Below are 13431 nucleotides of genomic sequence, written 5' to 3' on the forward strand. Positions count from 1 at the left end.
GATCGGAGCCCGCCGAGCGATGACCTCTGCCGACCAGCGCGACCATCTGCTCGCTCTCGCGCAACGCTGCGAGCGCACCGGCCGCCCCGACCGCAATCTCGACGCCGACATCTACGAGGCCCTCGGCTTCACCGTGCGCCGCAAGCCGACCACCTTGCTCGCCCCGCGCACCCCGCCCGGCGGCATCTACCAGCAGGGCTCGCTGTGGAAGGCGATCGGCAAGATCAGTGCCGAGATCGACGTCGCGGTCGGCGTCATCCGGCAGAAGGCGCCGGACTGGAATTGGAGCCTGCAATCGGTCGCAACCGAAGAACAGACTTTCGAGGCGCTGGTCGCCGGCTGCTCGGGCCAGGGCGCACTCGCCTCGCTCGCGCTCTGTGCTGCCCTGCTCAAGGCCTTCGCCAGGAGCCGCTCCGATCAGCCTCAGGCTCCGGCCGAGCCGTAAAAGGGTTTCCCTTTCAAAGGTGAAGCCGATTCGCCGAAGAAATTGATTCACCCTGCCCCGGCCAAGGCCGTCGCGGCGGCGGCAGCTCACGGAAAGTTGACCCTGCGCAACCGACTGGCGGTTGATGTCGTTGCTTGCCCAGCTAGTTTGACGCTCGGGCGAGCCGATGCCCAGGGCATGATGCCGGTTGGCGGGGCGCCAGCCGGGGGAGGTCGTGCCCTTCTCGTTGTTGGAGCCTGATCATGGCCCGTTTCGAACCCTCGCGCCGCACCGTGATGGCGGGGGCCGGCGTGCTCGCCACCGCAGCCGCGCTCGATCTGCCCGCCGGCATCGCGCCGGCCCACGCGCAAGGAGCTTCCGTGAACCAGAATCCGGGATTCTACCGCTACAAGGTCGGCGACATCACCGTCACCGCCCTGAACGACGGCTTCGCCAAGCGTCCGCTCGAAGGCTTCGTCCGCAATGCTGAGCTCGCCGACGTCAAGAAGGCGATGGAGCAGGCCTATCTGCCGGCCGACGCGCTCTCGATCAGCTTCACCACGCTGGCGCTGCAGATCGGCGACAAACTCACCCTGATCGACACTGGCAACGGCGATTCCGGCGCGCCGACCTCGGGCGCCTGGATGAAGAACTTCCAGGCCGCCGGGCTCGACCCGAAGAACGTCTCGACCGTGGTCTTCAGCCATTTCCACGGCGACCACATCAACGGCTTCCGGCTCAAGAACGGCAGCGCCGTGTTCCCGAATGCCGAGGTCATGGTACCGGCGGCCGAATGGGCGTTCTGGATGGACGACGCCAGGATGAACGCGGCGCCCGAGGCGATGAAGGGAGCCTTCAACGGTGTGCGCCGCGTCTTCGGGCCCGTCGCCAAGGATGTGAAGCAATACGAGGCCGGCAAGGAGATCCTGCCCGGCGTGACCGCGATCGCCGCTCCCGGCCATACGCCCGGCCACACCGTCTATGCCGTCTCCTCCGGCAGCGGCAGGCTGATGGTGATGTCGGACACGACCAACCACCCGGCCCTGTTCGTGCGTAATCCCGACTGGTCGGCGGTATTCGACATGGATGGGCCGCAGGCGGCCGCCACCCGCCGCAAGCTGCTCGACATGGCCGTGGCCGACAAGATGCAGGTCGCCTTCTACCACGCTCCCTTCCCCGCCACCGGCCATATCGCCAAGGCCGGCAACGGCTTCGAGCTCGTGCCGTTGCAGTGGAGCAGCGCGATCTGAGACCCTCGCGCCTCCGCTGGAGAAAGGCCGGGGCATGCGCCTCGGCCTTTCTTTTTTCGGCATGTTCGCAAGGCGGCTCGCGATCCTATCCAAGGCCATGCTAGACCGGCCGGAGATACCGCCGACCGGATACCAGCGATGACCGAGCGCTTCGCCGCCATCTCCTTCGTCGCCAGCGACACCGCCGAGGCCCAGGCCGCGCGGCTCAAGCTGGTCGAGCGCTATGGCGACGCCGATCCGGCCGAGGCCGAGGTGGTCGTCGCGCTCGGCGGCGACGGGCTGATGCTGCAGACGCTGCATCGTTTCATGGGCACCGCCAAGCCGATCTACGGCATCAACCGCGGCTCGGTCGGCTTCCTGATGAACGAGTTCCGCGAGCGCGGCCTGCGCCAGCGGCTCGAGGCGGCGCACCGCAGCGTCGTCCACCCGCTGGCGATGACGGCGGTCGACTGCAACGGCAAGCGCGTCGAGGCGCGCGCGATCAACGAGGTCTCGCTGTTCCGCCGGTCCTACCAGGCGGCGAAGCTGCGGCTCTCGGTCGACGGGCAGGTGCGCCTGTCCGAGCTCGTCGCCGACGGCGTGCTGGTCGCGACCCCGGCCGGCTCGACCGCCTACAACCTCTCCGCCAACGGCCCGATCCTGCCGCTCGACGCGCCGCTGCTGGCGCTCACCCCGCTTTCGCCCTTCCGGCCGCGGCGCTGGCGCGGCGCGCTGCTGCCCGACCATGCCAAGGTGACGATCGCGGTGATGGAGGCCGACAAGCGCCCGGTCAGCGCCGTCGCCGACCACACCCAGATCGACAATGTCGTCTCGGTCTCGATCGCGATCGATCGATCGCTCGACCTCGTCATGCTGCACGACCCCGGCCACAGCCTGGACGAACGCATCCTGCGCGAGCAGTTCGGCTATTGAAGCCGCGGCGTCGGCGGCCGCGCCTCGCTCACGGCCCTGACGTTTGCCGGTCGTCCTGGTCCGTTTGCCGGCCCTCGGACAGCTCGAATATTTGTCGGGGACAAATCCCGGAAAGTCCTTGAACAAAACAAGAACATCGTTGATAGTGCCTGCATGGCCGGCTAGGGTCCGGCTCCGGTCGATCGGCCGGGTTTGTGATGAAGTGCGCAGGAAACGGAGCCTGTCATGGCTGGTAGCGTCAACAAGGTCATTCTGGTCGGCAATCTCGGGCGCGACCCCGAGGTGCGGCGCCTCGGCAGCGGCGAGCCGGTGGTCAATCTCAGGATCGCCACCTCGGAAACCTGGCGCGACAAGCAGTCGGGCGAGCGCAAGGAGCGCACCGAGTGGCACTCCGTGGTGATCTTCAACGAGAACCTCGCCAAGGTCGCCGAGCAGTATCTGAAGAAGGGCTCGAAGATTTACATCGAAGGCCAGCTGCAGACCCGCAAATGGCAGGACCAGCAGGGCGTCGAGAAGTACACCACCGAAATCGTGCTGCAGCGTTTCCGCGGCGAGCTCACCATTCTCGACAGCCGCGGCCAGGGCGGTGACGAGGCTGGTGGCGGCTATGGTGACGAGGGCTCGTCGGGCGGTAGCGGCTCCTTCGGCCGGTCGAGCCCGGTCGGCGGCGGCTCGCGCCAGCCGGCGATGGCGAGCGGCGGCGGCAGCAGCGGCGGTTCGCGCTCGTCGAGCCATCTCGACGACGACATCCCGTTCTAGGACGATTGCCCGGCGAGACCGGGCGTCATTTCCGGACTGGCCGCGAGAGCGGTGCGCGCCGGGATCCATCTTGGGCTTTGTGCTCCATGATGGATTCCGGCGTTTCGCTTTGTCGGGCCCTAGGGCAGCTCGCCCTCGAACCGCACGCCGAGCGATCCGAGCGCGCGCCAGTAATCCGGATAGGTCTTCGCGACGCAGCCGGGGTCGAGGATGGTGATGCCGCCGATCTTCAGCCCCGCCAGTGCGAAGCTCATGGCGATGCGGTGATCGGCGAAGGTGTCGATCTCGGCGGGCAGCGTCTGGCCGGCCAGCGCCGGATCCGAGGCGACGAGGAGATCGTCGCCCTCCTCCACCCCGAGCCCCGGCCTGATCCGAGACAAGCCCTGAGCCAGCGCCGCGACGCGGTCGCATTCCTTGACGCGTAGGTTGGCGATGCCGGTGAAGCGCACCGGCGTGCGGTTGAAGGCGGCGAGCACGGCCAGCGTCGGCACCGCATCCTGCATCTGCGAGCCGTCGATCACGGCCGGCAGGTTCGGGAAGGCGGCGATCAGCGCATGGGCCTTGGCGTCAGGCTGGGTGAAGGCGGAAGCCGGCACGCCGAGATCGATCGCGCCGCCGGTCAGTACCTCCGCCGCCCAGAGATAGGTCGCAGCCGAGGCGTCCGGCTCGATCAGGTAGTCGATCGCGACATAGCCGGTCGGCGCGATCCGCCAGCCGCCGCTCTCAGGCTCGGAGACCTCAGCGCCAAAGGCGCGCATCGTCGCCAACGTCAGGTCGACATAGCCGCGCGCCCCGATCTCTTGCCCCGTCAGCACGACATCGACCGGATTGCGGGCGCAGGCGCCGGCCATCAGCAGTGCCGAGACGTACTGGCTGGAGAGCCCGCCATCGACCTCGACCAGCCCGCCATCGAAACCGCCCTGCCCCTGGATGGTCACCGGCGGACAGCCGCTCAGCGCCTCGATCGCAACGCCGAGCCGGGTGAGCGCCGCGACCAGCGGCAGGATCGGCCGCTTGCGCATGTGCTCGTCGCCGTCGACGACGACCGTGCCGTCGACCAGCGCCGCAGCAGCCGTCAGGAAGCGGGTCGCTGTGCCGGCATTGCCGAGGAAGAGCGGTGCTGTGGGGGCCTTCAGCCGCCCGTCGCTGGTGACGATGAAGCTGGTTTCGTCGGGCTCGGCGATCTCGACGCCCATGTCGCGCAGCGCCTGCGCCATATAGCGGGTGTCGTCGCTCTTCAGCGCGCCGCTGAGCCGGCTGGTGCCTTTCGCCAGTGCCGCGACCAGCAGCGCCCGGTTGGTGATCGACTTCGAGCCCGGCGGCATCACCCGGCCGGTCAGCGCCGCCGTGGTGGGCAGGATGGTGAGTTTGCTCAAGGCGGATTGGGTCATGGCAGGCTCGCGGCTCGGTCGCGAGGGTCTTAGACGCTAGGCCCCGGGAGCGAAAGGCATACCGTCATTGCGAGCGCAGCGAAGCAATCCAGGGGGGCACAGAGCTCCGCGGCCCCTGGATTGCTTCGTCGCTTTGCTCCTCGCAATGACGGAAAAACCCTTCAGACCTTCGCCAGCCCGAACCCGCCGACCGGCTGCGTGACGACATGGCTGTCGAAGCCGGCGATGATCGGCCTGGCCTTGGCGATCGCCGCCTGCACCGCCGGCAGAGCGAGCGAGGCCTTGTGACTCTCTTCCTTGTCCCAGACCTCGGTCACCCAGATCGCATCGGCGTCGGCCGGATCGCGGGCGACGACATAGCTCAGGCAGCCCGGCATCGTGCCGCTGCTCTCGAGGATGTATCCGATCAAGGCGTCGCGCTCGCCGGGCTTGGCCCGCATCTTCCCGATCAATCCGTACATGGCGGCGGCCTCTCCCGTTTCGGCCGGCACCCTGCCCAAGCGCCAAGCGGCGCGCAACCGGTCGTCCTGACCGAATTCGTCAGCAGCTCACGCCGGCGGCCGCCGCTCGCCGAGAATCGCCTGCGCCATGCGGTCGAGCAGGATCGCGAGCGCGACGATCGCAAGGCCACCGATGAAGCCGAGCCCGGGATCGGCTCGCTGCAGGCCGAGCAGCACGACTTCCCCCAGCCCCTTGGCGCCGATCATCGAGGCGACCACGACCATGGCGAGCGCCAGCATGATCGCCTGGTTGAGGCCTTGCAGGATGACCGGCCGCGCCAGCGGCAATTCGATGAGCCAGAGCGTCTGGCGCGGACGCAGGCCAAGCGCCTGGGCGGCCTGGATCATGCCGATATCGATGCTGCGCAAACCGAGTTCGGTCAGCCGCGCGAAGGGCGGCAAAGCGTAGATCAAGGTCGCGAGCAGCGCCGGCGCTCGCCCCAGCCCGAGCAGCATCGCCACCGGGATCAGGTAGACGAAGCTCGGAATGGTCTGCATCAGGTCGTAGACGGGCGCGAGCACCCGCCCGAGCCGCGGCAGGCGCGCCGCGGCGATGCCGAGCGGCAGGCCGAGAACGACGACCAGCGCCACGGCGACGGTGACGAGGGCGAGCGACTGCATCGCTTCGGTCCAGACGCCGAGTCCGGCGAGGACAAGTGGAAGGGCCGCCATCGCGAGCGCGAAGCCGACCTCGCGCCTTGAGAGCCAGGCACCTGCGGCGACAGCCATCACAAAAACCGGCACAGGGATGTGCAGAAGAGCCGTCTCGACACCGCGCACCGGCGCCGTCAGCAGCCTGCTGAAACCGTCGAGATCATTGCCATAGCCGGTGACGACAGCATTGACCGCCTGGTTGACCAGCCTTTGCAGCGCCTTGCCGAGATCCGGCAGCCAGTCCGGACTCACAGGCCGGACGCGACCTTGCTGGCGATATCGGCCGGCAGCCACGCCTTCCAGACATCCGCTTTCGTCTTGAGGAAGACGAGCGCTTGCTGTTCTGGCGACTGGCCCTTCTCACGCGCCTCCGCGAGCATTCTCGAGGTCAGCTCGCTTGTCGTGGTGTATTTTTTGAAGAAGCCGGCGAGCTGCGGCGCCTTCTTGGCGAGCTCGATATTGGCGCCGATGACAACGCGGCTCACCGGATAGGCGCTCGCGCGCTTCGGCGCATCGCTCGCCTTGAGCTCGTTCCAGATCGCCTGATCGAAGGCCGGCTCGTCGAGCTTGACCAGGTCATAGGCGCCGAGCAGCCAGCTCGGCCCCCAATAGTAGAACACGACTGGCCGCTTGCGCTTCAGGGCGGATTCGACCGCGGCGACGATCGCCTCGCCGGAGCCGCCGCGGAGGTTGCTGAAATCCCCGGCCAGCCCATAGGCGATGAGCTTCTTGCTGTTGATGCCCTCGCAGACCCAACCGGCGACGCAATTATAGAAGCGCGCCTTGCCAGGCTCGTCCGGGTCGGCGAACAGGTCCTTGTAGCGCTTGAGGTCCTGTACGGATTTCAGCTCCGGAGCCTTGGCGTCGGGGCCGGAGACCAGATAGCGCGGCACGAACCAGCCTTCGTTGGCATCCGGGAATGTCGTGCCGAGCGGCTCGACCTTGCCGGCGGCGGCTTCCTTGACCCAGGCCTCGACCGGGTTGGCCAGCCAGATCTCCATGACGATGTCGACATCGCCGCGGCCAAGGCCGTTGACCAGCGGCGCGATCACGCCGGGCACGCGCTCGACCTTGCAGCCAAAGCCCTTCTCGGCGATGGCGCTGGCGACGGCGGTGTGAAAGGCGGCGGAATCATAGTCGAGCCCGGCCATTTTCAGCGGCCGGTCGAGCTCGCAGGCGAGAACGGGAGCGGTGAGACCGAGGCCGAACAGCAGCGCGGCCCCTCGCAGAACGGCTTTCATCATGACGATCCCCCGCTGGCTGCCTTGCCCGATCAGGACACCTGACTTTCCGGCATGTCCACGAAGCGCGAAAGCGGGCGAAATGTTCCGCCCGGACAGGCGAAAACCTTAGCGCCGGTTTCAGGTCATGGGCATTGCGCAAACGGCGGATGACATGGACCGCGCGCCTGACCGGGCCTGTCAGGAGGCAAAGCGCTCAGCCAAGCGTGCCCAGCGCCCGCAAGGCCTTCAGCGTCTCGCGCAGGCCGCGATGCAATGGCTTGTCCTTGCGCAGGACGAGGCCGAGCGTGCGATGCACCCGCGGCGACAGGGGCCGAACGATCAGCCCGTCATTCTCACCATGCACCGCCATGCCGGGCAGGATAGCGCAGCCGAGGCCGGCGCCGACCAGCCGCTTGATCGCCTCGACGCTGCCGAGCGACATCACCGGCTTGAGCGTTACGCCAGCCCGGGCGAACCATTCATCGGCGATGCGCCGGGTGATGCCACCCGGCTCGAACAGCAGCACCGGCAGGCGCGCCAGCGCTTCCGGCGTCAATCGCGCCGGCAGCTCCATGTCCGGCGGCGCGATCACGGCGAACTCGTCGTCGAGCAGCGGCGTGACGTCGAGGCTGCGGCCAGCGGCCGGCAGCGAGACCAGGCCAATATCGATCTGATTGTCCTCGATCGCCTTGACGATGTCGGAGGTGTTGCCGGTACTGACGGTGATTTCCAGCGTCGGATGGCGCTGGCGCAGTTCGCGCAGCACCGGCGGCAGCAGGAAGATGCAGGCGGTGGCGCCAGTGCCGATCCGGACACGACCCATCGCCCCGGTCGCATGCCGCGCCATCGCCTCTTGCGCCGCCGCAACCGCCGCCGCGATCCGGCCGGCATGGTCGAGCAATTCGGTGCCTGCCGCCGTCGGCTGCGCCCGGCGTCCGACGCGCTCGATCAGCACCGTGCCGAGCCGGCGCTCGAGTTCGCGGATCTGCAGGCTGACGGCCGGCTGGCTCAGCCCGAGCCTCTCGGCGGCCGCCGAGAAGCTGCCGAGTGCAATCACCTGGCGGAAGCTGTCGAGCTGGTCGAGGCGAAGATCGCGCATCTCAAAGAATTTCTTATGCTCTGCATAACTTTGAGAAGCTTCATTTATGAGACGGCAAAGCGCAAGCTGCCCTGGCGGCTGGGGCAGAACCCGGCCGTGACAGGACACGAGTGATGAGCGGGATCTGGGTTGCGGGAGGACAGCTGCTGCTTGAGGCGGCAAACTATCTCGGCGCCTCCCAGCATTCGCGCTATCAGCAATTGCGAGCCCTGCGCGAAATCGACGAGCACCGCCTCGCCGATATCGGCGTGACGCGACGGGAAGCGCTGACTGGGCTCCCCGACAAGACGGAAAGGCGGCCCAGCCGGGCCGGAACGATGACGATGACCACCTCAGAGCTTGCCGGCAATGCTGCGCCATCCATCCTGGTTCGCGATGCCGAGGAAGCGGACATGGATGCGATCCAGGCGATCTATACCCACCACGTCCTGCATGGCTTCGCCAGCTTCGAGGAGACGCCGCCGAGCGTCGGGGAGATGCTGGCGCGCCGAGAGGCAGTGCTGGCGCTCGGCCTGCCCTATCTCGCCGCCGAGCAGGGCGGCCGGATCGTCGGCTACAGCTATGCGACGTCCTATCGCCCCCGCCCGGCCTATCGCCACACCATCGAGGACTCGATCTATGTCGCCGACGGGCTCGGCGGCCGGAAGATCGGCTCCACCTTACTCGGCGCACTGATCGCCCGCTGCGAAGCCGGGCCCTGGCGCCAGATGCTCGCCAATATCGGGGACAGCGGCAATGCCGGCTCGATCGGCCTGCACCGCCGCTTCGGCTTCGAGCCGGTCGGCACCTTGCGCTCGACCGGCTTCAAGTTCGGCCGCTGGGTCGACACGGTCCTGATGCAGCGCAGTCTCGGGCCCGGCGACGAGACGCTGCCACAGCCATGGACAGCCGGATCGGCAAGGTGATCTCCCGCAGCACCGTCTTCTGCCTCGGGCTGGCGCAGCTCATCTCCTGGGGCGTCTCCTACTATCTGGTCGGTGCCTTTGGCGAGCGGATCGCGGCCGAGCTCGGCTGGTCGCAGGCGATCATCCATGGCGGGCTTTCGGCCGGCCTCCTGGTGATGGGACTGACCTCGGGCGCGGTCGGACGGCTGATCGATCACCATGGCGGCCGCAATGTGATGTGCGCCGGCTCGCTGCTCACCGCTGTCGGCATCGCCGGCCTCGCCTTCGCCCATACGATCCCCGCCTATTACGCCGCCTGGATCTGCCTCGGCCTTGCCATGCGGCTCACCCTCTACGACGCCGCCTTCGCGGCGCTGGCCTATATCGGTGGCAGCGCCGCGCGCCGGCCGATCGCCCAGATCACCTTGCTCGGAGGCCTCGCCTCGACGGTGTTCTGGCCGCTCGGCCATGCGCTCGCCGAGCAGTTCGGCTGGCGCGGCGCGCTTATCGCTTATGCCGGCTTCGCGCTCCTCACCCTGCCCTTGCACCTGACGCTGCCGGCCGGCTCGGCACGGCCTTTGCCCAGTGCGGCCACAGCGAAACCCACCGCCACACTCAGCCCGGCGGATACGCGCGTCGCCGGCATCCTTTACGCGCTGATCGTCACCTTCGCCGGCATCCTCAATGCCGGCATGTCGGCCCATATGATCGGCATCCTTGCCGGCCTCGGCCTGCCCGCCGCCGCAGCGGTCTGGATCGGCGCGACGCGCGGCATCGGCCAGTCGCTGGCGCGGCTCGGCGAGGTGCTGTTCGGGTCCCGCACCAGCCCGTTCGACCTCAACCTCGTCGCCTGCCTGGTGCTGCCGCTCTGCTTCGTCGTCGGTCTCGCGGGCGGCGCGAGCGCCATCGCGGCGCTCGCTTTCGCCTTTGCCTACGGAGCGGGCAATGGCGTGCTGACGATCACGCGCGGCACGCTGCCGCTGATGCTGTTCGATCCGAAGAGCTATGGCGCCTATGTCGGGCGACTGCTGGCGCCCGGCTTCTTCCTCTCGGCCGCAGCCCCGCTCGGCTATGCGCTGCTGATCGAGCGCTATGGCGCCTCGGCGGCGCTGATCCTGTCCGGGGCCCTGGCCGTCGCCATGCTGGTCGCAGCGATCCTGCTGCGGCTACGTTTCCGCAACCTGCCACGCTCCTGACAATCTCTGTCAGCACACCCCGTAAGAACAATGCGGCAACATCCGCGACTGCGTGCTACTCATGCCGGCCTCCCGCCCGGCCGCACTGGCACGGCACGGCGATTGCCCTATCTCTACGGCTCATCCCGAACCGGACACCGCAATGGCTCGCAAGACCACGCTCGCCGATCAGGCCGCCGCGCTGGAAGACATGTTCGACCGCAACCGTGCGGCCGACCCGAATGCGCGCGTCATCTCCGTGCGCGGCGCGCGCGAGCACAATCTCAAGAATGTCGACCTCGCGATTCCGCGCGACAAGCTCGTGGTGTTCACCGGGCTTTCCGGCTCCGGAAAGTCCTCGCTCGCCTTCGATACGATCTATGCGGAGGGCCAGCGCCGCTATGTCGAGTCGCTCTCGGCCTATGCCCGCCAGTTCCTCGAGATGATGCAGAAGCCCGATGTCGACCAGATCGACGGGCTCTCGCCGGCGATCTCGATCGAGCAGAAGACGACCTCGAAGAACCCGCGCTCGACGGTCGGCACCGTCACCGAGATCCACGACTATATGCGCCTGCTCTGGGCGCGGACCGGCATCCCCTATTCGCCGGCGACCGGCCTGCCGATCGAGAGCCAGACCGTCCAGCAGATGGTCGACCGGCTGGTCGAGCTGCCGGAGAAGACGCGCGGCTACCTGCTCGCGCCGGTGGTGCGCGGCCGTAAGGGCGAGTTCCGCAAGGAGATGGCCGACTGGCTGAAGCGCGGCTTCCAGCGCGTCAAGGTCAATGGCGAGTTCTACGAGATCCCGGACGCGCCGGCGCTCGACAAGAAGTTCAAGCACGACATCGACGTGGTGGTCGACCGCATCGTCATCCGCCCCGATCTCGGCGCCCGCCTCGCCGACTCGCTGGAGCAGGCGCTCGACCTCGCCGACGGCATCGCCGTCTTCGAATATGCCGACGAGAAGGAGGAGAACGGCGAGGCCCGCCGCGTCACCTTCTCCTCCAAGTTCGCCTGCCCCGTCTCCGGCTTCACCATTCCCGAGATCGAGCCCAGGCTGTTCTCGTTCAACAACCCGTTCGGCGCCTGCCCGGTCTGCGACGGCCTCGGCCATGAAATGCGGATCGATCCGGAGATGATCGTCCCGGATCATGGGCTCAGCCTGAAGAAGGGCGCGATCGCGCCCTGGGCCAAGTCGACTTCGCCCTATTACGGCCAGACGCTCGATGCGCTCGCCAAGCATTTCGGCTTCTCGACGACCAAGCCCTGGAGCGAGCTGCCGCAAAGCGCCCGCGACGCCATCCTGTTCGGCACGGGCACCGAGCCCGTGCGCATGGCCTATAATGACGGCCTGCGTGCCTATGAGGTGAAGAAGCCCTTCGAGGGCGTGATCACAAATATGGAGCGGCGCTGGAAGGAGACCGAGAGCGACTGGGCCCGCGAGGAGATCGGCCGCTTCATGTCGGAGACGCCCTGCGCCGCGTGCAACGGCTTCAGGCTCAAGCCCGAGGCGCTGGCGGTCAAGATCGACATGCGCCATATCGGCGAGATCTCGCAGCTCTCGGTCAAGGACGCGCTCGCCTGGGTCAGCGCCCTGCCCTCGCGCCTGTCGCACAAGCAGAACGAGATCGCCCCGCGCATCCTCAAGGAAATCCGCGACCGGCTGACCTTCCTGCTCGATGTCGGGCTCGAATACCTGACGCTGGCCCGCGGCTCGCGCACGCTCTCGGGTGGCGAGAGCCAGCGCATCCGCCTCGCCTCGCAGATCGGCTCGGGCCTCACCGGCGTACTCTATGTGCTCGACGAGCCCTCGATCGGCCTGCACCAGCGCGACAATGAGCGCCTGCTCGGCACGCTGCGCCGCCTGCGCGACCTCGGCAACACCGTGATCGTGGTCGAGCATGACGAGGACGCGATCCTCACCGCCGACTATGTCGTCGATGTCGGCCCCGGCGCCGGCATCCATGGCGGCGAGATCGTCTCGAAGGGCACGCCGCAGGACATTCTGGCCGACCCGAACTCGCTCACCGGCAAATACCTCACCGGCGAGATGAGCGTGCCGGTGCCGCTGAAGCGCCGCAAGCCGCAGAAGGGCCGCTCCCTCAAGATCGTCGGCGCCCGCGGCAACAACCTCAAGGACGTCACGGTCGACATCCCGCTCGGCCTGTTCACCTGCATCACCGGCGTGTCGGGCGGCGGCAAGTCGACGCTGATCATCGACACGCTCTACAAGGCGATCGCGCGCAAGCTCAACGGCTCGATCGAGCATCCGGCGAGCCATGACCGCATCGAGGGCATGGAGCATCTCGACAAGGTCATCGACATCGACCAGTCGCCGATCGGCCGCACGCCGCGCTCGAACCCGGCGACCTATACCGGCGCCTTCACGCCGATCCGCGAATGGTTCGCCGGCCTGCCCGAGGCCAAGGCGCGCGGCTACCAGGCCGGCAGGTTCAGCTTCAACGTGAAAGGAGGCCGCTGCGAGGCCTGCCAGGGCGACGGCGTCATCAAGATCGAGATGCACTTCCTGCCCGACGTCTACGTCACCTGCGACGTCTGCAAGGGCAAGCGCTATGACCGCGAGACGCTCGAGGTGAAATACCGCGATCATTCGATCGCCGACGTGCTCGACATGACGGTCGAGGAGGCGAAGGACCTGTTCAAGGCCGTGCCCTCGATCCGCGACAAGATGGTGACGCTCGCCCGCGTCGGCCTCGACTATGTCAAGGTCGGCCAGCAGGCGACGACGCTCTCGGGCGGCGAGGCGCAGCGCGTCAAGCTCTCGAAGGAGCTCTCCAAGCGCGCCACCGGCCGCACCCTCTACATCCTCGACGAGCCGACCACCGGCCTGCATTTCCACGACGTCGCCAAGCTGATGGAGGTGCTGCATGAGCTGGTCGAGCAGGGCAATTCCGTGGTGGTGATCGAGCACAATCTCGAAGTGATCAAGACCGCCGACTGGGTCCTCGACCTCGGCCCCGAAGGCGGCGACGGCGGCGGCATGGTGGTGGCGCAAGGCACGCCGGAGGACATCGTCCGGATCGGCAAGGGCCACACCGCGCGCTTCCTCAAGGAGGTGCTGGAGCGGCGACCGTTGAAGGGCAAGGGGGCGCGGGAGGCGGCGGAGTGAGTACTGCAGCGCGACTTGAGGTTGAATTTATCT

12 protein-coding genes are annotated in these 13431 nt (G+C 67.6%); 7 read left to right on the top strand and 5 right to left on the bottom strand.

All coding sequences use genetic code 11. From position 1 onward, the window contains the following. The first annotated feature begins 19 nt into the window (after nucleotides 1-19). From B6S44_RS05605 to ssb, 4 genes are all read left to right on the top strand, one after another. On the top strand, nucleotides 20-445 hold the full coding sequence (locus B6S44_RS05605; protein ID WP_129155782.1) for a hypothetical protein: 426 nt from the start codon (nucleotides 20-22) through the stop codon (nucleotides 443-445). 242 nt (nucleotides 446-687) lie between these two features. Then, complete coding sequence (locus tag B6S44_RS05610; protein ID WP_129155783.1) at nucleotides 688-1674, top strand: MBL fold metallo-hydrolase; 987 nt, start codon at nucleotides 688-690, stop codon at nucleotides 1672-1674. Nucleotides 1675-1812: 138 nt separating this feature from the next. Further along, entirely contained in the window at nucleotides 1813-2586 is a 774-nt protein-coding gene (locus B6S44_RS05615) for an NAD kinase (RefSeq protein ID WP_129155784.1), read from the top strand. 225 nt (nucleotides 2587-2811) lie between these two features. Continuing rightward, on the top strand, nucleotides 2812-3345 hold the full coding sequence (ssb, locus tag B6S44_RS05620; protein ID WP_129155785.1) for a single-stranded DNA-binding protein: 534 nt from the start codon (nucleotides 2812-2814) through the stop codon (nucleotides 3343-3345). A gap of 119 nt (nucleotides 3346-3464) precedes the next feature. Here ssb and B6S44_RS05625 read toward each other — a convergent pair whose 3' ends face one another. The 5 genes from B6S44_RS05625 to B6S44_RS05645 all read right to left on the bottom strand — a co-directional run bounded on the left by B6S44_RS05625 (nucleotide 3465) and on the right by B6S44_RS05645 (nucleotide 8212). Further along, nucleotides 3465-4736 (bottom strand): 3-phosphoshikimate 1-carboxyvinyltransferase, encoded by a 1272-nt coding sequence (locus tag B6S44_RS05625; protein ID WP_129155786.1) that lies wholly within the window; start codon nucleotides 4734-4736, stop codon nucleotides 3465-3467. 161 nt (nucleotides 4737-4897) lie between these two features. Then, nucleotides 4898-5197, bottom strand: coding sequence for a putative quinol monooxygenase (locus tag B6S44_RS05630; RefSeq protein ID WP_129155787.1), 300 nt, complete (start codon nucleotides 5195-5197; stop codon nucleotides 4898-4900). Between the two features lie 87 nt (nucleotides 5198-5284). After that, nucleotides 5285-6142: an ABC transporter permease gene (locus B6S44_RS05635; RefSeq protein ID WP_164985732.1), complete on the bottom strand. Its 858-nt coding sequence runs from the start codon at nucleotides 6140-6142 to the stop codon at nucleotides 5285-5287. Further along, nucleotides 6139-7134 (bottom strand): ABC transporter substrate-binding protein, encoded by a 996-nt coding sequence (locus tag B6S44_RS05640; RefSeq protein ID WP_206735083.1) that lies wholly within the window; start codon nucleotides 7132-7134, stop codon nucleotides 6139-6141. The genes B6S44_RS05635 and B6S44_RS05640 overlap by 4 nt, the downstream gene beginning before the upstream one ends. Nucleotides 7135-7327: 193 nt before the next feature. Continuing rightward, nucleotides 7328-8212 (bottom strand): LysR family transcriptional regulator, encoded by an 885-nt coding sequence (locus B6S44_RS05645; protein ID WP_129155788.1) that lies wholly within the window; start codon nucleotides 8210-8212, stop codon nucleotides 7328-7330. 323 nt (nucleotides 8213-8535) lie between these two features. Here B6S44_RS05645 and B6S44_RS05650 point away from each other — a divergent pair, with 323 nt between their 5' ends. From B6S44_RS05650 to uvrA, 3 genes are all read left to right on the top strand, one after another. Then, entirely contained in the window at nucleotides 8536-9117 is a 582-nt protein-coding gene (locus B6S44_RS05650) for a GNAT family N-acetyltransferase (protein WP_248309474.1), read from the top strand. Continuing rightward, on the top strand, nucleotides 9093-10292 hold the full coding sequence (locus B6S44_RS05655; protein WP_248309460.1) for an MFS transporter: 1200 nt from the start codon (nucleotides 9093-9095) through the stop codon (nucleotides 10290-10292). The genes B6S44_RS05650 and B6S44_RS05655 overlap by 25 nt, the downstream gene beginning before the upstream one ends. Nucleotides 10293-10482: 190 nt before the next feature. Beyond that, nucleotides 10483-13398 (top strand): excinuclease ABC subunit UvrA, encoded by a 2916-nt coding sequence (gene uvrA / locus B6S44_RS05660; RefSeq protein WP_129155950.1) that lies wholly within the window; start codon nucleotides 10483-10485, stop codon nucleotides 13396-13398. Nucleotides 13399-13431 lie beyond the last annotated feature (33 nt).

Origin of the sequence: Allobosea sp. Tri-44 (genome assembly GCF_004123845.1) — a bacterium.
GTDB lineage: Bacteria > Pseudomonadota > Alphaproteobacteria > Rhizobiales > Beijerinckiaceae > Allobosea.